16 protein-coding genes are annotated in these 21,263 nt (G+C 72.1%); 8 read left to right on the plus strand and 8 right to left on the minus strand.

Annotation, left to right across the window (positions count from 1 at the left end; all coding sequences use genetic code 11):
* Positions 1–104 precede the first annotated feature (104 nt).
* The 4 genes from trpB to lgt all read left to right on the plus strand — a co-directional run bounded on the left by trpB (position 105) and on the right by lgt (position 4,108).
* On the plus strand, positions 105–1,388 hold the full coding sequence (trpB, locus tag M8H82_RS01435; RefSeq protein WP_250070419.1) for a tryptophan synthase subunit beta: 1,284 nt from the start codon (positions 105–107) through the stop codon (positions 1,386–1,388).
* Positions 1,385–2,203, plus strand: coding sequence for a tryptophan synthase subunit alpha (gene trpA, locus M8H82_RS01440; RefSeq protein WP_250070420.1), 819 nt, complete (start codon positions 1,385–1,387; stop codon positions 2,201–2,203). Before trpB ends, trpA begins: the two co-directional genes overlap by 4 nt.
* 98 nt (positions 2,204–2,301) lie before the next feature.
* Positions 2,302–3,078, plus strand: coding sequence for a thioredoxin domain-containing protein (locus M8H82_RS01445; protein WP_250070421.1), 777 nt, complete (start codon positions 2,302–2,304; stop codon positions 3,076–3,078).
* An 82-nt stretch (positions 3,079–3,160) separates the two neighbouring features.
* Positions 3,161–4,108, plus strand: a complete 948-nt coding sequence (gene lgt / locus M8H82_RS01450; RefSeq protein WP_250070422.1) for a prolipoprotein diacylglyceryl transferase — start codon at positions 3,161–3,163, stop codon at positions 4,106–4,108.
* Positions 4,109–4,166: 58 nt separating this feature from the next.
* On the opposite strand, the gene M8H82_RS01455 is transcribed toward lgt, so the two are convergent.
* The 7 genes from M8H82_RS01455 to M8H82_RS01485 form a co-directional block, all read right to left on the minus strand.
* The gene (locus tag M8H82_RS01455) at positions 4,167–4,979 is read right to left on the minus strand and encodes a CoA ester lyase (protein WP_250070423.1); all 813 of its coding nucleotides are present in this window, start codon (positions 4,977–4,979) and stop codon (positions 4,167–4,169) included.
* On the minus strand, positions 4,976–6,166 hold the full coding sequence (locus M8H82_RS01460; RefSeq protein ID WP_250070424.1) for a CaiB/BaiF CoA-transferase family protein: 1,191 nt from the start codon (positions 6,164–6,166) through the stop codon (positions 4,976–4,978). The genes M8H82_RS01455 and M8H82_RS01460 overlap by 4 nt, the downstream gene beginning before the upstream one ends.
* Positions 6,163–7,056 carry a ribokinase gene (gene rbsK / locus M8H82_RS01465; RefSeq protein ID WP_250070425.1) on the minus strand — a complete coding sequence of 298 codons (894 nt, stop codon included), beginning with the start codon at positions 7,054–7,056 and terminating at the stop codon, positions 6,163–6,165. The genes M8H82_RS01460 and rbsK overlap by 4 nt, the downstream gene beginning before the upstream one ends.
* On the minus strand, positions 7,053–8,417 hold the full coding sequence (locus tag M8H82_RS01470) for an ADP-ribosylglycohydrolase family protein (RefSeq protein ID WP_250070426.1): 1,365 nt from the start codon (positions 8,415–8,417) through the stop codon (positions 7,053–7,055). The genes rbsK and M8H82_RS01470 overlap by 4 nt, the downstream gene beginning before the upstream one ends.
* On the minus strand, positions 8,405–9,583 hold the full coding sequence (locus M8H82_RS01475; protein ID WP_250070427.1) for an ADP-ribosylglycohydrolase family protein: 1,179 nt from the start codon (positions 9,581–9,583) through the stop codon (positions 8,405–8,407). The genes M8H82_RS01470 and M8H82_RS01475 overlap by 13 nt, the downstream gene beginning before the upstream one ends.
* Before the next feature lie 8 nt (positions 9,584–9,591).
* On the minus strand, positions 9,592–10,737 hold the full coding sequence (locus M8H82_RS01480; RefSeq protein ID WP_250070750.1) for an ADP-ribosylglycohydrolase family protein: 1,146 nt from the start codon (positions 10,735–10,737) through the stop codon (positions 9,592–9,594).
* Between the two features lie 101 nt (positions 10,738–10,838).
* Positions 10,839–11,840 (minus strand): ADP-ribosylglycohydrolase family protein, encoded by a 1,002-nt coding sequence (locus M8H82_RS01485; protein ID WP_250070428.1) that lies wholly within the window; start codon positions 11,838–11,840, stop codon positions 10,839–10,841.
* Positions 11,841–12,115: 275 nt separating this feature from the next.
* Between M8H82_RS01485 and M8H82_RS01490 the strand changes: the two genes are divergently transcribed.
* The 3 genes from M8H82_RS01490 (at position 12,116) to M8H82_RS01500 (ending at position 19,297) form a co-directional block, all read left to right on the plus strand.
* A complete protein-coding gene (locus M8H82_RS01490; protein ID WP_250070429.1) occupies positions 12,116–12,847 on the plus strand; it encodes a VIT1/CCC1 transporter family protein in 732 nt (243 codons plus the stop codon).
* A 401-nt stretch (positions 12,848–13,248) separates the two neighbouring features.
* Entirely contained in the window at positions 13,249–17,841 is a 4,593-nt protein-coding gene (gene gltB, locus M8H82_RS01495) for a glutamate synthase large subunit (RefSeq protein WP_250070430.1), read from the plus strand.
* A complete protein-coding gene (locus M8H82_RS01500; protein WP_250070431.1) occupies positions 17,834–19,297 on the plus strand; it encodes a glutamate synthase subunit beta in 1,464 nt (487 codons plus the stop codon). The genes gltB and M8H82_RS01500 overlap by 8 nt, the downstream gene beginning before the upstream one ends.
* A gap of 110 nt (positions 19,298–19,407) precedes the next feature.
* On the opposite strand, the gene M8H82_RS01505 is transcribed toward M8H82_RS01500, so the two are convergent.
* On the minus strand, positions 19,408–20,313 hold the full coding sequence (locus tag M8H82_RS01505) for a chitosanase (protein ID WP_250070432.1): 906 nt from the start codon (positions 20,311–20,313) through the stop codon (positions 19,408–19,410).
* Positions 20,314–20,522: 209 nt separating this feature from the next.
* Here M8H82_RS01505 and M8H82_RS01510 point away from each other — a divergent pair, with 209 nt between their 5' ends.
* Positions 20,523–21,251, plus strand: a complete 729-nt coding sequence (locus tag M8H82_RS01510) for a VWA domain-containing protein (protein WP_250070433.1) — start codon at positions 20,523–20,525, stop codon at positions 21,249–21,251.
* Positions 21,252–21,263 lie beyond the last annotated feature (12 nt).

Consider the following 21,263-nt stretch of genomic DNA (forward strand, 5'->3'; position numbering starts at 1 on the left):
CTCCGCCGCGCGGGCGCGACCAGCCATTCAGGTCTCGCAGCCGACTGACATTCCCGCCCCCACGGCGACCAGTGCACCCAACACACTCACCGTGAGGTAGACGCATGCCCAGCGAGTTCTTCATTCCCGACCCTCAGGGTCAAGTCCCCAGCGCCGAAGGCTACTTCGGCGCATTCGGCGGCAAGTTCATCCCGGAGGCCCTCGTCGCCGCCGTGGACGAGGTCGCCGTCGAGTACGACAAGGCCAAGCACGACCCCGAGTTCGCCCGCGAACTGGACGACCTGCTCGTCCACTACACGGGCCGCCCTTCGGCGCTCACCGAGGTCCCCCGCTTCGCGGAACACGCGGGCGGCGCCCGGGTCTTCCTCAAGCGCGAGGACCTCAACCACACCGGCTCGCACAAGATCAACAACGTGCTCGGGCAGGCCCTGCTCACCCGGCGCATGGGCAAGACCCGGGTGATCGCCGAAACCGGCGCCGGCCAGCACGGCGTCGCCACCGCGACGGCCTGCGCCCTGTTCGGCCTCGACTGCACCATCTACATGGGCGAGATCGACACCCAGCGCCAGGCCCTCAACGTGGCCCGCATGCGCATGCTCGGCGCCGAGGTCATCGCCGTGAAGTCCGGCAGCCGCACGCTGAAGGACGCGATCAACGAGGCCTTCCGCGACTGGGTCGCCAACGTCGACCACACCCACTACCTCTTCGGCACGGTCGCCGGCCCGCACCCCTTCCCGGCCATGGTCCGCGACTTCCACCGCGTCATCGGCGTGGAGGCCCGCCGCCAGCTCCTGGAGCACGCCGGACGGCTGCCCGACGCGGCCGTCGCCTGCGTCGGCGGCGGCTCCAACGCCATCGGCCTCTTCCACGCCTTCATCCCGGACGAGGACGTCCGCCTGATCGGGTGCGAGCCCGCCGGGCACGGCGTCGAGACCGGCGAGCACGCGGCCACCCTGACCGCGGGCGAGCCCGGCATCCTGCACGGTTCGCGGTCCTACGTCCTCCAGGACGACGAGGGCCAGATCACCGAGCCGTACTCCATCTCGGCCGGTCTGGACTACCCGGGCGTCGGCCCGGAGCACTCCTACCTGCGCGACAGCGGCCGCGGCGAGTACCGCGCGATCACCGACGACGCGGCCATGCAGGCGCTGCGTCTGCTGTCGCGGACCGAGGGCATCATCCCCGCGATCGAGAGCGCCCACGCGCTGGCCGGCGCCCTGGAGGTGGGCCGGGAGCTGGGCAAGGACGGGCTGATCGTGGTCAACCTGTCCGGCCGCGGCGACAAGGACATGGACACGGCCGCGCGCTACTTCGGCCTGTACGACACCGACGCCGAGGTCGCGGCGAACACCGCCGACACCGCCGAGATCGAGGGGGACGCCAAGTGAGCGGGAACATCCAACTGCTGGCCGACACCCTCGCCGCCGCCAAGGCGGAGGGACGCGCGGCGCTCATCGCCTACCTCCCGGCCGGATTCCCGACCGTGGACGGCGGCATCGAGGCGATCAAGGCCGTCTTCGACGGCGGCGCGGACGTCGTCGAGGTCGGTCTGCCGCACAGCGACCCCGTCCTCGACGGTCCGGTCATCCAGACCGCCGACGACATCGCCCTGCGCGGCGGGGTGCGGATCGCCGACGTGATGCGCACGGTCCGCGAGGCCCACGCGGAGACCGGCAAGCCGGTGCTCGTGATGACGTACTGGAACCCGATCGACCGCTACGGCGTCGAGCGGTTCACCGCCGAGCTCGCGGAGGCGGGCGGCGCCGGGTGCATCCTGCCCGACCTGCCGGTGCAGGAGTCGGAGCTGTGGCGGGAGCACGCCGAGAAGCACGGGCTCGCCACGGTCTTCGTGGTCGCGCCCAGCAGCAAGGACGAGCGGCTGGCGCGGATCACCGCGGCGGGCAGCGGCTTCGTCTACGCCGCCTCGCTGATGGGCGTCACCGGTACCCGTGCCTCGGTCGGCGCGCAGGCGCAGGACCTGGTCGAGCGGACCCGGGCCACCGGCACCGCACTGCCGGTCTGCGTCGGGCTCGGCGTCTCCGACGCCGCCCAGGCGGCCGAGGTCGCCGGGTTCGCCGACGGCGTGATCGTCGGCTCGGCCTTCGTGAAGCGGATGCTGGACGCGCCGGACCACGCGACCGGCATCGAGGGCGTCCGCGCGCTCGCCGCTGACCTGGCCAAGGGCGTGCGCGGACAGGTGTGACGACCCGCTGGCGGGCGGGACATTCCGTACAGGTCACTCGAACGGGTGGACCTGGGACCGGGGAGGCGCTGGGCGCCTCCCCGGTTCGTTTCCGGGGTGTGAGCGAGAAGAACCGTGAGGGAAAGCGCACCGCCCGGGAAAAGCTGGCGGTCGAGCGAGAGAAGCAGAAGTCCGCGGAGAAGCGCCGGCGCGCGCTGATCGTCGGCGCGAGCGTCGTCTGCGTGCTGGGGCTCGCGGCGGTGATCGGAGTGGTCGCCGCCAATGCCGGCAAGGACGACGGCAGCGACTCCGCGGGGCCCGTCGTCACGCCCTCGGGCGCGCAGGGCGAGGACGGCCTGGCGCTCCCGGTCGGCAAGGACAGCGCCCCGTCCACCCTCGTCGTCTGGGAGGACTTCCGCTGCCCGGCCTGCAAGTCCTTCGAGGACACCTACCGCTCGACGATCCACGAGCTGACCGACGCGGGCCAGCTCAAGGTGGAGTACCACCTCGCGACGATCATCGACGGCAACATGGGCGGCTCCGGCTCCCGCAACTCCGCCAACGCCGCGGCCTGCGCCCAGGACGTCGGCAAGTTCGCCGAGTACCACGACGTGCTCTACCAGAACCAGCCGCCCGAGCCCGACGACGCCTTCGCGGAGAATGCCAAGCTCTTCGAACTGGCCGCCAAGGTCGACGGACTCGACACCCCCGCCTTCCGCAGCTGCGTGGAGAAGGGCACCCACAACAGCTGGGTCGCGAAGTCGAACGAAGCCTTCCGCAGTGGCGGCTTCACCGGCACGCCGACCGTCCTGCTCAACGACAAGAACATCTACCAGGACCAGACGATGACGCCCCAGAAGCTCAAGCAGCAGGTGCAAGAGGCGGCCAAGGGATGAGGCGCCCGGACCCGCCTGTTATGGAGCCGTAGCCGGGCTGCCCGACGCGGCCGCGGTCCGGCAGGGTAGCGTCGACCCTGCCATGGAACTTGCCTACATTCCCAGCCCGTCGCGCGGTGTGATCCACCTCGGTCCCATTCCGCTGCGAGGCTACGCGTTCTGCATCATCATCGGCGTCTTCGTCGCCGTCTGGCTCGGCAACAAGCGCTGGATCGCCCGCGGCGGCCGGGCCGGCACGGTGGCCGACATCGCGGTGTGGGCCGTCCCCTTCGGCCTGGTCGGCGGGCGCCTCTACCACGTGATCACGGACTACCAGCTGTACTTCAGCGAGGGCCGTGACTGGGTGGACGCCTTCAAGATCTGGGAGGGCGGCCTCGGCATCTGGGGCGCCATCGCCTTCGGCGGTCTGGGCGCCTGGATCGGCTGCCGCCGCCGGGGCATCCCGCTGCCCGCCTACGCCGACGCCGTCGCCCCCGGCATCGCCCTCGCGCAGGCCATCGGCCGCTGGGGCAACTGGTTCAACCAGGAGCTGTACGGCAAGGCCACGGATCTGCCGTGGGCCGTGGAGATCACGTCCTCCTCGGACGGACGGGTGCCCGGGACGTACCACCCGACCTTCCTGTACGAGTCGCTGTGGTGCATCGGTGTCGCGCTGCTCGTCATCTGGGCCGACCGGAAGTTCACGCTGGGCCACGGACGGGCGTTCGCCCTGTACGTCGCGGCGTACTGCGCGGGCCGGTTCTGGATCGAGTACATGCGCGTCGACGAGGCCCACGAGATCCTGGGCCTGCGGCTGAACAACTGGACCGCGCTGGTCGTGTTCCTGCTGGCGGTGCTGTACATCGTGCTGTCGGCCAGGAAGCGCCCCGGCCGGGAAGCCGTGGTGGAGCCGGGAGCGACCGACCCCGACGCCCCGGCCGACAAGGACGCGGACGAGGGCGAGGGTGACGGAGAGAAGGCGGACGCCGACTCCTCCGCGGACGTGCCCGACGAGGCCAACGACGAGGCCGGGTCGGCGAAGAAGAGCTGACCGGCCGGCCGTACGACGGTGAAGGGCGCCCGGAGTGTTCCGGGCGCCCTTCGTCGTGTCAGCCGCGCCGGGCTGCGAGGGCCAGGGTGCGTTGCGCCGCCGCCACTACCGCGGCGTCGACGAAGCCGCCGTCCGGGAGGGCCTGGGCGCCCTGGTGGACCGCGGCGGCCTTGACGACGGCCTCCGCGCGGGCCAGTTCCTCCTCCGTGGGGAGGTAGGCCCGCTCGATCACCGGCAGTTGGCGAGGGTGGATCGCCGCCCGCCCCAGGAAACCGAGGGCGCGGCCGTGGGCGCAGGTGGCCACCAGGCCCGCCAGGTCCCGGGTGTCGGGGTGGACCGACTGGGGCGGCGGGGGCAGGGCCGCCGCCCTGGCCGCGACGACCACTCGGGAGCGGGACCAGTCGAGGCCCGCGTCGGTGCGGACGCCCAGGTCGGCTGCCAGGTCCGTCTCGCCCAGGGCGATGCCGTGCAGGGCGGGGTGGGAGCGGGCGATGGCGTAGGCGTGTTCGACCCCGAGGGCCGATTCCAGGAGGGCGTACAGGGGGTGCGCGGTGGACCGCGCCACGCGGCGGATCTGCTCGGGCGAGGCGACCTTGGGCAGCCGCAGGGCCGCGACGCCGGGGAGGTGGGCCAGGGCCTTGAGATCCGCTGCCGCCATCGGGCTGCCCAGGGCGTTCACCCTGACGTGCACCGGGAGCGGCTGTGGGGCGGTGAGGAACTCGGCCGTGGCGGCTCGGGCGTACTCCTTGCGCTCGGGGGCCACGGCGTCCTCCAGGTCGACGACCACGACGTCCGCGCCGGCCTCCAGGGCCTTGGCCACGATGTCCGGGCGGTCGCCCGGGGCGTACAGCCAGGTCAGGGGTGTGGTCATACGGCGCCCTCGGTACGCAGGGCCGCGACCTCGGCCGCCGTCAGGCCCAGCTCGGTGAGCACCTCGTCCGTGTCGGCGCCGTGCGGGCGGCCGGTCCAGCGGATCGCGCCGGGGGTGTCGGAGAGGCGGAAGAGGACGTTCTGCATGCGCAGCGGGCCGAAGTCGGGGTCGTCGACCGTGGTGACGGTGTCGAGGGCCTGGTACTGCGGGTCGGTCATGACCTCCCGCACGTCCTGGACGGGGGCCACCGCCGCCTCCGCCTTCTCGAAGGCCGCGACGACCTCGTCCCGGGTGCGCTCGGCGATCCAGCCGCCGACCGCCCGGTCCAGGACGTCCGCGTGGCGGGCCCGGTCGGCGCCCGTGGCGAACCACGGCTCGTCGATGAGTTCGGGCCGGCCCACCAGCCGCATCACCCGTTCCGCCACCGACTGCGCCGAGGTGGAGACGGCCACCCAACTGCCGTCCGCGGTGCGGTAGGTGTTGCGCGGGGCGTTGTTCGCGGAGCGGTTGCCGGTGCGCTGCTGGACGTAGCCGAGCTGGTCGTACCAGGTGGGCTGGGGGCCGAGGACCGACAGCATCGGCTCGATCAGGGCGAGGTCGACGACCTGGCCCTCGCCGGTGCGCTCGCGTGCCGCCAGCGCGGTGAGCACGGCGAACGCCGTCGCCAGGCCCGCGATGGAGTCGGCGAGGCCGAACGGCGGGAGCACCGGGGGCGCGTCCGGTTCGCCGGTGAGCGCGGCGAAGCCGCTCATCGCCTCGGCGAGGGTGCCGAAGCCGGGCCGGTGGGCGTACGGGCCGAACTGGCCGAAGCCGGTGACGCGGGTGAGGACCAGACGCGGGTTGACGGCCGACAGCTCGGGCCAGCCCAGGTCCCATTTCTCCAGGGTGCCGGGGCGGAAGTTCTCGATGATCACGTCCGTGGTGGCGGCGAGGCGCAGCAGCGTGGCACGGCCGCCCGGCGTCGACAGGTTGAGGGTGATGGTGCGCTTGTTGCGGCCGAGGTGCTTCCACCACAGGCCGATGCCGTCCTTGGCCGGGCCGTGGCCGCGGGACGGGTCGGGCTTGGTGGGGTGCTCGACCTTGATGACCTCGGCGCCGAAGTCACCGAGCGCGGTGGCGGCGAGCGGTCCGGCGAAGAGGGTGGCGAGGTCGAGGACGCGCAGCCCGTGCAGCGGTGTCCGGCTCATGAGGTGTACTGCGCGTCGATCTCGGGGCGGTGGGGCATCGACTCCGACGCCCCGGGCCGCTGCACGGACAGCGCCGACGCGGCGGCCGCCCACGCCAGCGCGTCCGGCATCGGGCGGCCCTCGGCGAGTGCCACCGCGAGCGTGCCGGCGAAGGTGTCGCCGGCGCCGGTGGTGTCCACGGCGGTGACCTCGGGTGCGGGGACCGTGAGCGGTTCGGCGTCGCGGGCCGCGTACAGGCAGCCCGCCGCGCCCAGGGTGACGACGACCTCGGGGACCTCGTCGAGCAGGGCGAGGGCCGCGGTGCGCGGGTCGGTGCGGCCGGTGAGGGTGGCGACCTCGTGCTCGTTGGGGAGCAGCAGGTCGGTGGCGTTGAGGAGGTCGACGGGGAGCGGCTGGGCGGGGGCGGGGGTGAGGATCGTCCGGACGCCGTGGGCACGGGCCGTGAGCGCGCCGGCGAGGACGGCGCCGAGCGGGATCTCCAGCTGGAGCAGGAGCGCGTCGGCGGAGGCGATGAGTTCCTCGTCGCCGGGGGTGAGGTGGTCCACGGTGCCGTTGGCGGCGGGGATCACCACGATCGCGTTGCCGCCGTCGTCGTCGACGACGACGTGGGCGGTGCCGGAGTCCCCTTCCGTGGTGCGCAGCCGGCCGGTGTCGACGCCGGCTTGCTCCAGGGTGGAGCGCAGCCGGGTGCCGAAGGCGTCGTTGCCGACCGCGCCGATCATCGAGACGGTGGCGCCCGCGCGGGCCGCGGCGACGGCCTGGTTGGCGCCCTTGCCGCCGGGGATCGTACGGAACTCGCGGCCGGTGACCGTCTCTCCGCGCTGGGGTGCCTTCTCGACGAAGGTGACGAGGTCCATGTTCGTACTGCCGAGGACGACGATATGGCTCATGGGCGGAGTGCCTCCCGGTGGGTGAGCTGGGCCAGGGTGTCGAAGCCGGTGCCGTGGAAGTCGCCCACGGAGGTGGACAGCCGGTTCTTGAGCGGGGCCGTCCAGTGGTCGGGGAGGGCGGCGGGGTCTCCTGCCAGCAGCCCGGCGATGCTGCCGGCGGTGGCGCCGTTGGAGTCGGTGTCCCAGCCGCCGGACACGGCGCGGGAGACCGAGCCGGTGAAGTCGCCGTCGGCGTGGGTGAGGGCGGCGGCGATCAGGGCGGTGTTGGGGACGGCGTGGACCCAGTGGGACGCGCCGTGGACGGCGTGGAGTTCGTCCACGACCGTGTCGAAGTCCGGCTGCTGCTCGCCGAGTTGTACGGCGTGCCGGACGGCCCGGGCCAGGCGGGAGGCCGGGGGGACGACGGTGAGGCCGGTGGCGAGGCAGGTGTGGACGGTCGCGGTGCCGGTGGCCGCCCGGGCGATGGCGGCCGCGATGAACATCGCCGCGTAGACGCCGTTGGCGGTGTGGGTGAGGGTGGCGTCCCGGTGGGCCTGTTCCGCGGCCGCCGCGGGGTTGCCCGGGTTGGTCCAGCCGTGCAGGTCCGCGCGGATCAGGGCGCCGATCCATTCGCGGAAGGGGTTGCGGTGGTGGGCGGTGCGTGGGGGTTCCAGGCCGGTGAGGAGGTTGCGGTAGGCGATGCGCTCGGCGGTGAAGGTGCGGCCGGCGGGGAGTTCGTCGAGCCAGAGCCGGGCCACGTCGGTGGTGGTGAAGTCCCTGCCGTGGCGTTGCAGGAGGAGCAGGTTGAGCAGGGGGTAGTTGAGGTCGTCGTCCTCGGGCATCCCGTCGATGTTCTCGGCGAGGGAGGTCGCTGCCGAGCGGCGGTTCCAGGGGTGGGCGGTGAGGAGGTCCTGGGGGACGCCCTTGGCGGTGAAGTAGGTGGTGGGGGGCCAGTTGCCGGTGGGCGCGGCGAGGGCGCGGATGGCGTCGAGGGGAAGCTTCTCGACGGGCTTGCCCAGGAGGCATCCTGCCGCTCTGCCCAGCCAGGCGGCTTCCAGGCCGGCCGGGGTGGGGGCGGGGCCCGGGGCCGCTGAGGCGGTCGGCCAGGAGGGGCAGCTCGCCTTGATCCTCGCGAGGTCCGTGGGCTCCTTGTCCGCCAAGCCGCTCGGCAGGTCGGCCAGTTCGTCCAGCAGGTCCTCCGCCAGGAGGCGCAGGTAGCGGGAGGCCGGGCCGGGGGAGGCGCCTGCGCTGCGGGGCGCGTCCAGGCCGCCCGCCGCCTTCCAGCGGGCCGCGATCCGTGCGGGCTGCCTGCCGTCCTCGGCCGCCTGGCGCAGTTCGTGGCCGATCAGGTCCTCCGGCTGGACCCAGGTCAGGCGGAGCATGTCGGTACTCCCAGCCGGGAGAGCGCCTGTTCGTGGGCGCGGCGGCGGCGTACGTCCCGGGCGAAGACCTCCCGGGTCACCTCGGCCAGGACGCGTGCGGGTTCCCACAGGTCCAGGCGGCTGGCGTCGGCCACCTGCTTCGACCAGTCCTCGGGGACCGGGTGGCCCAGGGCGCCGGACATCGCGCCCGCCATGGTGGCGATGGAGTCGCAGTCCCGGCCGTAGTTCACCGAGCCCAGGACAGCGCGGCGGTAGTCGCCCGAGGAGAGCAGCACCATGCCCAGGGCGATGGGGAGTTCCTCGATCGCGTGCAGGCGGGACGGGCGGCGGGCGCCGAGGGACGGGGAGCGGTAGTCGGCCCCCACCGTGTCGTAGGGAGCGACCGCCTGGCGCAGGGGTGTCAGCGCCGACTCGAACTCGCTGTGCCGCGCGGCGACTTCGCAGACCTTCTCGATGGCTTCGCGGGTGCCGTCCTTGGCCAGGGACAGGCAGGCGGCGACGACCGACTCGGGCGTGGCCCCGGGTGCGCAGGCCGCGGACACCGCCGCCGCGAAGACTCCCGCCGCCTCGCGGCCGTACGACGACTGGTGGGCGCCCGCGATGTCGAGGGCCTCGGCGTAGGCGGCGGCCGGGTCGGCGGCGTTGACCAGGCCGACCGGGGCCATGTACATCGCGGCGCCGCAGTTGACGATGTTGCCGGTGCCGGCCTCCCGGGGGTCGGCGTGGCCGTAGTGGAGGCGGGCGACCAGCCACTTCTCGGCGAGGAAGAGACGCTGGAGGGGCAGTGCCTCGGCCTCCAGTTCCGGGATCCAGCGCGGGTTCGTCATCAGGTCCGGGACCAGGTGGTCGGCGATGGCGTAGGCGTCGAGGTGGTCGCGGACCGTGGCGTAGACCCTGATCAGGGCGTGGGTCATCAAGGTGTCGTCGGTGACGTGGCCGTCGCCCTTGTGGTACGGCGCGATGGGGCGGGCGGTGCGCCAGGCGTCGCCGTTCCAGGGGCCGACGATGCCGTGCACCCGGCCGCCGTGACGTTCGAGGATCTGGTCGGGGGAGTAGCCCTCGACCGGGCCGCCCAGGGCGTCGCCGACGGCGGCTCCGACGAGCGCTCCGGTGATCCGGTCGTCCAGGCTCGCCTCGTGGATGTTTTCTGGTGATTTGGACTTCATGTGCCGCATCATCCTCCTGCCCCGGCCGGATGCGTGGCTTCGAGGAGTTCGGCGAGTTCCACCAGGTCCGTGCCGGTGAGGCGGGGGAGGGCGCAGCCGGAGAGGGTGCGGCAGGCGTCGCGCCAGGACGCGGGGATCGCGGCGCCGCCGCCGAGGGCGCCGGTGAGGGCGCCGACGAGGGCGGGGGCGGAGTCGGCGACCCGGGACAGGCAGGCGGCGGCGGGGACCGCCTCGGCGATCCGGCCCTGGGCGGCGGTGGCCAGGGCGAGGGCCACCGGCACGGTTTCCGCGGCGGCGATGCCGTAGCTGTAGACGTGGTCGACGATCTGGTGTTCCAGCTGGGGGATGAGGGCGAAGGCGCTCTCGGCGTCCTGGGCGAGGGTGAGGGCGTGGCGGGCGTTGCGGCCGATCTCGGTCCCGGCCGGGAGTTCGGCGAGCGCGGCGGTGACGCAGGCGTCCGTGTCGGCGCCGGACAGTGCCAGGGCGAGGGCCGCGGCCATGGCGCGGGCGCCGTGGACCCCGTCGCCGTCCTGGGTGTAGCGGGCGTCGAACTCGGCCAGTTCGGCGGCGAGTCGGGGGTCGCCGGGGTGGGCGACCGCGAGGACGCAGGCGCGGATGCAGGCGGCGTCGTCGAAGAAGTGGGGGTTGTCGTGGCCGGTGGCGGGCGGGCGCAGGCCGGTGGCGAGGTTGCCGAGTCCCGCGCGCACGGAGATCCGGGCGCGCAGGGGCAGGACCGCGGACTCGATCTCGGGGGCGCGGTCGGCCGCCGCGGCCACCTCGCAGGCCACGGCGTTCCAGGTGAGGTCGATGGCCGCGCGCATGCGGCGGTGGCGGCTGAGGTCGCCGAGGGCGGTGTCGTCACCGGCGCGCAGGACGGCCTCCGCGGCGAAGGTCGCCCATTCCGCGTCGTCGGAGGGGCCCAGGCGGAGGGGTTCGGGGGGCTGGTTGAGGGCGATGGGGACGGGGAGGGTGGTGGTCGCGTTCTGTTCGGCGAAGGTGTCGAGTTCCCGGGTGAGGCGGCGGGTCCATTCCGGCATGCGGACGGCTCGGTGGCGGGCGGCGGGCCAGCCGGCGGCGTCGCCCGCGGCCAGGCCGAGCAGGAGGCCTTCGGTGCGGCGCGGGCCCGTCACCTCCGCCGCCACTGCCCGGCCCATGCCCAGGGGCGCTGCCCCTTCGAGCCCGCCGGGGGGCTCTGCCCCCTGCTGCGGCCCTGCGAAGGCCTCGTCCTCGAACGCCGGGCGGGCGGGGTTGAGCATCATCGCGGTACCTCCGAGAGCAGATCCGCCACATCCAGTACGTGGTGGCCGCGCATCGCCGGGAGGCAGCTGCCGCGGGCCGGGCCGATCGCCGCCGCCCACTCGGCCGGGATCGATCCGGCGCCCTGCGTCGCCCCCGCCAGCGCGCCCGCGACCGCCGCCGTGGTGTCCGCGTCGCGGCCCATGTTCACCGCCGTCAGGACCGAGTGGGCGAAGTCGCCGTCCGCCGCCGCGTAGGCGCCGAAGGCCAGCGCCACCGCCTCGGGTGCCAGGTCGGTCCAGGGGTAGCCGCCGATGACCACCGCGGAGCGGACCGCCCGCTCGCCCCGGTGGGCCACCGCCACCGCCCGGCGCAGCGAGCGGGCCGTCCAGGAGTCGTCGGGGATCACCGCGAGCGCCGATGCCACCACCGCGGTCGCGGGGGCGCCCGCCATGGCCGCGGCCACGCCCGCCGCCACCGCCTGGCCGCCGTAGATGCCCTCCCCGTCGTGGCTCACCGAGCCGTCGATCGCCACCAGGCGGGCCGCCTCGGCCGGGCGGCCCGCGGCGAAGACGCCGAAGGGTGCCGCGCGCATCGCCAGACCGTCGCTCCAGGCGTGCCGGTGCTGGGCGGAGATGGGGGCCGCCAGGCCCCGGCGCAGGTTCTCCAGGGTGCCGCGTTCGCTGAAGCCGGCGCCGCGGAACGGGCCCTCCTCCCGGTCCGCGATCAGTTCGTGCCACGCCGCGTCCACATGCGCGGGGGTGAGCGCCGAGCCGTGGCGGGCCAGCAGCAGGCCGGAGAAGATCGCGTACTCCGTGTCGTCGGTGCCCGCGGGGGAGTCGGCGACGTAGCCCGTGATGCGGCCCCAGCGGGCCCGGATCTCCGACGGCTTCATGTTCTCCGCGGGGGCGCCGAGCGCGTCGCCCACGGCCAGGCCCAGGAGCGCGCCGCGCGCCCGGTCGCGGAGTCCGGCGGCGCCCCCCGGCGCCGGGACCGAGGGGATGCAGGCGATCGATGCCATACGCGGCCTCTCCTCCGTGGGCGTCCGCACGGGGCGCGGAGCCACTTGGCGGATGTGTCCCACGGGAGGGGGCCGGGAGAGCCTTCCGGCTCCCAGCGTCACCCGGTCGACATCTGTGCGGGATATCTATCGAATGAGCGCCGGAATGCAAAGCCGCAGGTTAGCGCAGCCTTTCCTTGCTGGCGGCGACGGAATGCACGGCGTAAATTTGGTGTTGTCGAAGAATGGAACTTGTCCAAAGTTAGCCTTTCCTAAGTCCTAGGGGGACCACTCGCATGGCCATCATCGAGACCGAGGCGGCGCTGCACGAGGCGCACCGGGACAACCACACGCACCGGGACGTGAACGGCGGCTGGTTGCGCCCCGCCGTCTTCGGCGCCATGGACGGACTCGTCTCCAACCTCGCTCTGATGACCGGTGTCGCCGGTGGCCAGCTCGGTCATCAGACGGTGGTGCTGACCGGGCTCGCCGGCCTTGCCGCCGGTGCTTTCTCCATGGCCGCCGGCGAGTACACCTCCGTCGCCTCGCAGCGCGAGCTCGTCGAGGCCGAGCTGGACGTCGAGCGGCGCGAGCTGCGCAAGCACCCGCAGGACGAGGAGGCCGAGCTGGCCGCGCTGTACCGGGCCCGTGGGGTCGACGCCGAGCTCGCCCGGGAGGTCGCCCGCCAGCTCTCCCGCGACCCCGAGCAGGCCCTGGAGATACACGCCCGTGAGGAGCTCGGGATCGATCCGGGCGACCTGCCCTCGCCCGCCGTCGCCGCCGTGTCGTCCTTCGGCGCCTTCGCGCTGGGCGCCCTGCTCCCCGTACTGCCCTATCTGCTCGGGGCGACCGCCCTGTGGCCCGCCGTGCTGCTCGCCCTCTTCGGGCTCTTCGCCTGCGGTGCCGTCGTGGCCAAGGTGACGGCGCGGACCTGGTGGTACAGCGGTCTGCGGCAGCTCGCCCTGGGTGGCGCGGCGGCCGGTGTGACGTACGCCCTGGGCAGTCTGTTCGGAACGGCCGTAGGATAGCGCGACTGGAACTTATGCGAGGGACCGCATAAGTACCCGTTACTCGCTGGTTTCGAACGCTTAACCACCGGGCATGAGCCGTAAGCGCTGTGGGCAATGGTGCCTGCCGCGCACCCGTGCGAGGTGGGCGACGACGCCCTCCCCGCCACCGTCCGACGGGCACCGGTCTGATCGATCTTGCCCTTGTCGGTCCCCATCACTTTCGGCCGCTGTTCGCGGCCCCGCCGGCACCCCGCGGCGTCCGCATGCTGGAACGGAGTATCCGGTTCCCGAGAACCGCTCCATCATGTAACCTGCACGAAATTTTGATCTCAGCGCACTTCTCCGCGCAGATCACTCGCAGAGGGCCAACGTCGTCCCTCGGCACCAGCAAAACGCCACTGACGACGACGGGAGAGCCGATGCGTACGCCGCGCCAGCCGTCCCAGCATTCCGCGAATGGCCAGAACTGGTCCTTCATGGATGCTCGCCCTGCTGCGCAGGGTATGTACGACCCCCGCAACGAGCACGACGCCTGTGGCGTCGGCTTCGTGGCCACCCTCACCGGCGAGGCGAGCCACGCGCTGGTCGAGCAGGCGCTCACGGTTCTGCGCAACCTGGAGCACCGCGGTGCCACCGGCTCCGAGCCCGACTCGGGCGACGGCGCGGGCATCCTGTCCCAGGTGTCGGACGCGTTCTTCCGCGAGGTGGCCGGCTTCGAGCTGCCCGCGGCCGGTGCGTACGCCGTCGGTATCGCCTTCCTGCCGGTCGACGGCACCGAGGACGCCGTCTCGAGGATCGAGACGATCGCCGCCGAGGAGGACCTCACCGTCCTCGGCTGGCGTGAGGTTCCCGTCGCGCCCGACCTGCTCGGCGCCACCGCCCGTTCGACGATGCCCGCCTTCCGGCAGATCTTCGTCGGCGACGGCGTCGCGGAGGGCATCGACCTCGACCGCAAGGCCTTCGTGCTGCGCAAGCGCGCCGAGCGCGAGGCCGGCGTCTACTTCCCGTCGCTCTCGGCCCGCACGATCGTCTACAAGGGCATGCTGACCACCGGCCAGCTGGAGCCCTTCTTCCCGGACCTGTCCGACCGCCGCTTCGCCTCCGCGATCGCGCTCGTGCACTCCCGGTTCTCCACGAACACCTTCCCGTCGTGGCCGCTCGCCCACCCGTACCGCTTCGTCGCGCACAACGGCGAGATCAACACCGTCAAGGGCAACCGCAACTGGATGCGGGCCCGCGAGTCGCAGCTCGTCTCCGAACTGTTCGGCGAAGGCACGCTCGACCGCATCTTCCCGGTGTGCACGCCCGACGCCTCCGACTCCGCCTCCTTCGACGAGGTCCTCGAACTCCTGCACCTGGGCGGCCGTTCGCTGCCGCACTCCGTGCTGATGATGATCCCGGAGGCGTGGGAGAACCACGACTCCATGGACCCGGCCCGGCGCGCCTTCTACCAGTTCCACTCCACGATGATGGAGCCCTGGGACGGCCCGGCCTGCGTCACCTTCACCGACGGCAGCCAGGTCGGCGCGGTGCTGGACCGCAACGGCCTGCGCCCCGGCCGCTACTGGGTCACCGACGAGGGCCTGGTCGTCCTCGGCTCCGAGGTCGGCGTCCTGGACATCGACCCCGCGAAGGTCGTCCGCAAGGGCCGCCTGCAGCCCGGCAGGATGTTCCTCGTCGACACCGTCGAGCACCGCATCATCGAGGACGACGAGATCAAGGCCCAGCTCGCCGCGGAGAAGCCGTACGCGGAGTGGCTGGAGGCCGGCGAGATCGAGCTGTCCGACCTGCCCGAGCGCGAGCACATCGTGCACACCCACGCCTCGGTCACCCGCCGCCAGCAGACCTTCGGTTACACCGAGGAGGAGCTGCGGATCATCCTGGCGCCGATGGCCAAGGCCGCCGCCGAGCCGATCGGCTCGATGGGCACCGACTCGCCGATCGCCGCGCTGAGCGACCGCCCGCGGCTGCTCTTCGACTACTTCACCCAGCTGTTCGCGCAGGTCACCAACCCGCCGCTGGACGCCATCCGCGAGGAGCTCGTGACCTCGCTGCGCTCCTCGCTGGGCCCGGCCGGCAACCTGCTGGAGCCGAACGCCGCCTCCTGTCGCAGCGTCACGCTGCCGTTCCCGGTGATCGACAACGACGAGCTGGCCAAGCTCATCCACATCAACGCCGACGGCGACATGCCCGGCTTCAAGGCCGCGACCCTGTCCGGCCTGTACCGGGTGCACGGCGGCGGCGACGCCCTCGCCGCGCGCATCGAGGAGATCTGCGCCGAGGCCGACGCGGCCATCGAGAACGGCGCCCGCCTGATCGTCCTGTCGGACCGCCACTCCGACGCCGAGCACGCGCCGATCCCCTCGCTGCTGCTCACCTCGGCCGTCCACCACCACCTCATCCGCACCAAGCAGCGCACCCAGGTGGGCCTGCTGGTCGAGGCCGGTGACGTCCGCGAGGTCCACCACGTCGCCCTGCTCATCGGCTTCGGCGCCGCCGCGGTCAACCCCTACCTGGCCATGGAGTCGGTGGAGGACCTGGTCCGCGCCGGTACCTTCCTGCCCGGCATGGAGCCCGAGCAGGCCATCCGCAACCTGATCTACGCCCTGGGCAAGGGCGTGCTGAAGGTCATGTCGAAGATGGGCATCTCCACCGTCGCCTCCTACCGCGGCGCCCAGGTCTTCGAGGCCGTCGGTCTCGACCAGGCCTTCGTGGAGAAGTACTTCAACGGCACCGCCACCAAGATCGGCGGCGTCGGCATCGACGTCATCGCCAAGGAGGTCGCGGCCCGCCACGCCAAGGCGTACCCCGCCTCGGGCATCGCGCCGGCGCACCGCGCGCTGGACATCGGCGGCGAGTACCAGTGGCGCCGCGAGGGCGAGCCGCACCTGTTCGACCCGGAGACGGTCTTCCGCCTCCAGCACTCGACCCGCACCGCGCGCTACGACATCTTCAAGAAGTACACCGACCGCGTGAACGAGCAGTCCGAGCGCCTGATGACACTGCGCGGCCTGTTCGGCTTCAAGTCGGACCGCCGGCCGATCCCCGTCGACGAGGTCGAGCCGGTCTCCGAGATCGTCAAGCGGTTCTCGACGGGCGCCATGTCGTACGGCTCCATCTCCAAGGAGGCGCACGAGACCCTCGCCATCGCCATGAACCAGCTGGGCGGCAAGTCCAACACCGGTGAGGGCGGCGAGGACGCGGACCGGCTGTACGACCCGGCGCGGCGGTCGTCCATCAAGCAGGTCGCCTCCGGCCGCTTCGGTGTGACCTCCGAGTACCTGGTCAACGCCGACGACATCCAGATCAAGATGGCCCAGGGCGCCAAGCCCGGCGAGGGCGGTCAGCTCCCGGGGCACAAGGTGTACCCGTGGGTGGCCAAGACCCGTCACTCGACTCCGGGTGTCGGTCTGATCTCGCCGCCGCCGCACCACGACATCTACTCCATCGAGGACCTGGCCCAGCTGATCCACGACCTGAAGAACGCGAACCCGCAGGCGCGGATTCACGTGAAGCTGGTCTCCGAGGTCGGCGTCGGCACGGTCGCCGCGGGTGTGTCCAAGGCGCACGCGGACGTCGTGCTGATCTCCGGCCACGACGGTGGCACCGGCGCCTCGCCGCTGACGTCGCTCAAGCACGCCGGCGGCCCCTGGGAGCTCGGCCTCGCCGAGACCCAGCAGACTCTGCTGCTCAACGGTCTGCGCGACCGCATCGTGGTGCAGACCGACGGCCAGCTCAAGACCGGCCGTGACGTCGTCATCGCCGCGCTGCTGGGCGCCGAGGAGTTCGGTTTCGCGACCGCGCCGCTCGTCGTCTCCGGCTGCGTCATGATGCGCGTGTGCCACCTGGACACCTGCCCGGTCGGCATCGCCACCCAGAACCCGACCCTGCGCGACCGGTTCTCCGGCAAGGCCGAGTACGTCGTGAACTTCTTCCGGTTCATCGCCGAAGAGGTCCGCGAGATCCTCGCCGAGCTGGGCTTCCGCTCCATCGAGGAGGCCGTCGGCCACGCCGAGGCGCTCGACGTCAGCCGCGCCGTCGACCACTGGAAGGCGCAGGGCCTGGACCTGACCCCGCTGTTCTACGTGCCGGAACTGCCCGAGGGCACCCCGCTGCACCAGGTCATCGAGCAGGACCACGGCCTGGAGAAGGCGCTCGACAACGAGCTGATCAAGCTCGCCGCCGACGCCCTCTCCGCGGACTCCGCCACCGACGCCCAGCCGGTGCGCGCCCAGGTCGCCATCCGCAACATCAACCGCACGGTCGGCACCATGCTCGGCCACGAGGTGACGAAGAAGTTCGGTGGCGCGGGCCTGCCCGACGACACCATCGACATCACCTTCACCGGCTCGGCCGGCCAGTCCTTCGGCGCCTTCCTCCCGCGCGGTGTCACGCTGCGCCTGGAGGGCGACGCCAACGACTACGTCGGCAAGGGCCTGTCCGGCGGCCGGGTGATCGTCCGTCCCGACCGGGGCGCCGACCACCTCGCCGAGTTCTCCACCATCGCGGGCAACACCATCGCGTACGGCGCGACCGGCGGCGAGCTGTTCCTGCGCGGCCGGACCGGTGAGCGGTTCTGCGTGCGCAACTCCGGCGCGACCGTCGTCTCCGAGGGCGTGGGCGACCACGGCTGCGAGTACATGACCGGCGGTCACGCGGTCGTGCTCGGCGAGACGGGCCGCAACTTCGCGGCCGGCATGTCGGGCGGCGTCGCCTACGTCATCGACCTCGACCGGGACAACGTCAACGTCGGCAACCTCGACGCGATCGAGGCGCTGTCGGACGACGACCGGCAGTGGCTGCACGACGTGGTGCGCCGCCACGCCGAGGAGACCGCCTCGACGGTCGCCGAGAAGCTGCTCGCCGACTGGGACACGTCCGTGGAGCGCTTCAGCAAGATCATCCCCAGCACGTACAAGGCAGTGCTCGCCGCCAAGGACGCCGCCGAGCGAGCCGGTCTCTCCGAGACCGAGATCACCGAGAAGATGATGGAGGCGGCGACCAATGGCTGATCCCAAGGGCTTTCTCAACCACGGCCGCGAGGTCGCCAGGTCCCGCCCGGTCGAGGAGCGGCTGCGGGACTGGAACGAGGTCTACGTCCCCGGCTCCCTGCTGCCGATCATCAGCAAGCAGGCCAGCCGCTGCATGGACTGCGGCATCCCGTTCTGCCACAACGGCTGTCCGCTCGGCAACCTGATCCCGGAGTGGAACGACTACGCCTACCGCGAGGACTGGTCGGCCGCGCAGGAGCGGCTGCACGCGACCAACAACTTCCCGGAGTTCACCGGCCGCCTCTGCCCGGCGCCCTGCGAGTCGGCGTGTGTGCTCGGCATCAACCAGCCGGCCGTCACGATCAAGAACGTCGAGGTCTCGATCATCGACAAGGCGTGGGAGACCGGTGACGTCGCCGCGCAGGCCCCCGAGCGCCTGTCCGGCAAGACGGTCGCGGTCATCGGCTCGGGCCCGGCGGGCCTGGCCGCCGCCCAGCAGCTCACGCGGGCCGGACACACGGTCGCCGTCTACGAGCGCGCGGACCGGATCGGCGGACTCCTGCGCTACGGCATCCCCGAGTTCAAGATGGAGAAGCGGCACATCAACCGCCGTATCGAGCAGATGCGCGCGGAGGGCACCCGGTTCCGTACCGGCATCGAGATCGGCCGCGACCTCAAGGCGACCGACCTCAAGAAGCGCTACGACGCCGTCGTCATCGCCGCCGGTGCCACCACCGCCCGCGACCTCCCCGTCCCCGGGCGGGAGCTCAAGGGCATCTACCAGGCCATGGAGTACCTGCCGCTGGCCAACAAGGTGCAGGAGGGCGACTACGTCACCACTCCGATCTCGGCCGAGGGCAAGCACGTCGTCGTCATCGGCGGCGGTGACACCGGCGCCGACTGCGTGGGCACCGCCCACCGCCAGGGCGCGGCCTCGGTGACGCAGCTGGAGATCATGCCCCGCCCGAACGACGACCGGGACACCGTCTCCCAGCCGTGGCCGACCTTCCCCATGCTGTACAAGGTCACCTCCGCGCACGAGGAGGGCGGCGAGCGGGTCTACTCCGTCTCCACCACCCACTTCGAGGGCGACGAGGACGGCAATGTGCAGTGGCTGCACCTCACCGAGGTGGAGTTCATCGACGGCAGGCTGACCCCGAAGCCGGGCACCGAGCGGAAGATCCCCGCCCAGCTGGTCACCCTCGCCATGGGCTTCACCGGCACCGACCGGGAGAACGGCCTGGTGGAGCAGTTCGCCCTGGAGCTCGACGAGCGCGGCAACATCGCCCGCGACGCCGACTTCCAGACGAACGTGCCGGGTGTGTTCGTCGCCGGTGACGCGGGCCGCGGCCAGTCGCTGATCGTGTGGGCCATCGCCGAGGGCCGCTCCGCCGCCCGTGGCGTGGACCGCTTCCTGACCGGCGCCAGCGACCTGCCGGCCCCGATCCGCCCGACCGACCGGGCCCTCATGGTCTGACGGTCCGTCGAGGACCGTTCGAGAAACGTCCCGTACAAAGGCGTACGGAACACAGACGGCGCCTGCCCTTTGTCCCCGACCGGACGACTGGGCAGGCGCCGCCGCCTTGCTCAGGACACCTGGTACGGCTCCCCGTACATGCGCCAGGCCAGGGGAGTGCGCAGCTCCATGTTGCCGTCGTAGAGCCACTCCCGTTGGGCCGCGTCGATGCGGCTGGTGTCGGCGGTGGACTTCTTGCGCTGCATCGCCTGCTTGCGGATGTCCAGGAAGATGTCGAGGTAGGCCTTCTCCGAGCCGCCCTTCGACGGCAGCTTCGCCTCGTTCAGGGCGCGCTCGCGCAGGCCGTAGAAGCCGTTGGGGCTCGGGTCGGGGCCGTGCAGGACCATCGCGTCGTAGTAGGCGAACTGCCCCAGCGTGCCCAGGCCGTCGAGCTTGGCGAGGCGGACCGCGGGGTTGAAGTAGACGCGGTCGCGCTCCTTGTCCTGGGCGGTGCGGAAGGCCGGCTTCTTCGACTCCGCCTTCCAGGCCGCCGGGAAGCCCGGGTCCAGGCCCTCGTGCGAGTCCGTGCCGTCCACCGTGCGCAGGGCGGGCAGGTAGCGGGCCAGACCGTTGTCCGGGTACTTCTCGGTGTACCGCTCGACGAGGGCGAGCAGGTCGTGGGTGCCGGTGCAGAAGCCGATGATGCCGGCCGTGTAGCCGCATCCGTCGCCGTTGTCCTCGACACTGCCGTAGCCGAGCCGCCAGTTCAGGCTGGAGAACTCGGCCGTGGCCGTGATCTGCAGCGCCAGCTCCTTCTTCGCCGGGGCGGCGAGGCCCGGCGGCAGGCTCGCGATCATCTTCTCGTCCGCGGCGCGTTCCGTCTCGGCCCGCTCCTTGGCCTCCTCGCGGGCCAGCTGGGCGGCCGAGACGGGCGGCTTCGCCGGGCTCTGCGCGGAGCCGGTGGGCATCAGGAAGTACGCCCCCGCGGTCAGGGCGACCGGCACGGCCACGAACGCGAGGATTCCGGTCCGTCTCACGTCAGTCCTCCCCCTGTGCGCGACGGCGGTAGCGGGTCGTGACGCTGGACTGGGGTTCCAAGCCGGCTCCTCGGAAGGCGATGGGACGGTAGGTGAGCCGGTGGGGACGGCGGCGTACAAAGTAACCAACAGCTGTGGATGCCGGGTGAGGCGGGTCAAGTGTGACGTACTCTCGGCAGCCAGTCGGTCGAGATCAAGGGGGAGGCCGCATGGCGGCGATCAGTCTCAGCAAGGTGGAGGAGACCGCGCCCGCGCTGGTCAGCCTGTACAAGAGCGCCGGGGTGTCGCTCACCAAGCACGGTCTGGAAGGGCTGCGGGCCGCGGTCTATCTGGTGGTCGACTACTCCGGTTCCATGAAGCCGTACTACAAGGACGGCAGTGTGCAGGCGCTCGCCGACCGGGTGCTCGGGCTCTCCGCGCATCTCGACGACGACGGCCGGGTGCCGGTGGTGTTCTTCTCCACCGATGTCGACGCCGAGACCGACATCGCCCTCGCCGATCACCAGGGGCGGATCGAGCGGATCGTGGCCGGGCTCGGGCACATGGGCAAGACCAGCTACCACCTCGCCATGGACGCGGTGATCGACCACTACCTCGACAGCAGCTCCCGGGAGCCCGCCCTGGTGGTCTTCCAGACCGACGGCGGTCCGATCAACAAGCTCGCCGCGGAACGGTATCTGTGCAAGGCGGCCCGGCTCCCGCTGTTCTGGCAGTTCATCGGCTTCGGGGACCCCTCCAGCAGGCAGTTCGAGTATCTGCGCAAGCTCGACGAGCTGTCCGTGCCGGACAAGCGGGTCGTCGACAACGCCGGCTTCTTCCACGCCGGGCAGGACCCGCGCAAGGTCTCCGACGCCGACCTGTACGACCGCCTGGTGGGGGAGTTCCCCAAGTGGCTGGTGGCGGCGCGGGCCCAGGGGATCGTCCCGCCGCGTGCCTGAGCCGGAGCCGGG

The organism is Streptomyces sp. YS415, assembly GCF_023544665.1.
Lineage (GTDB): Bacteria > Actinomycetota > Actinomycetes > Streptomycetales > Streptomycetaceae > Streptomyces.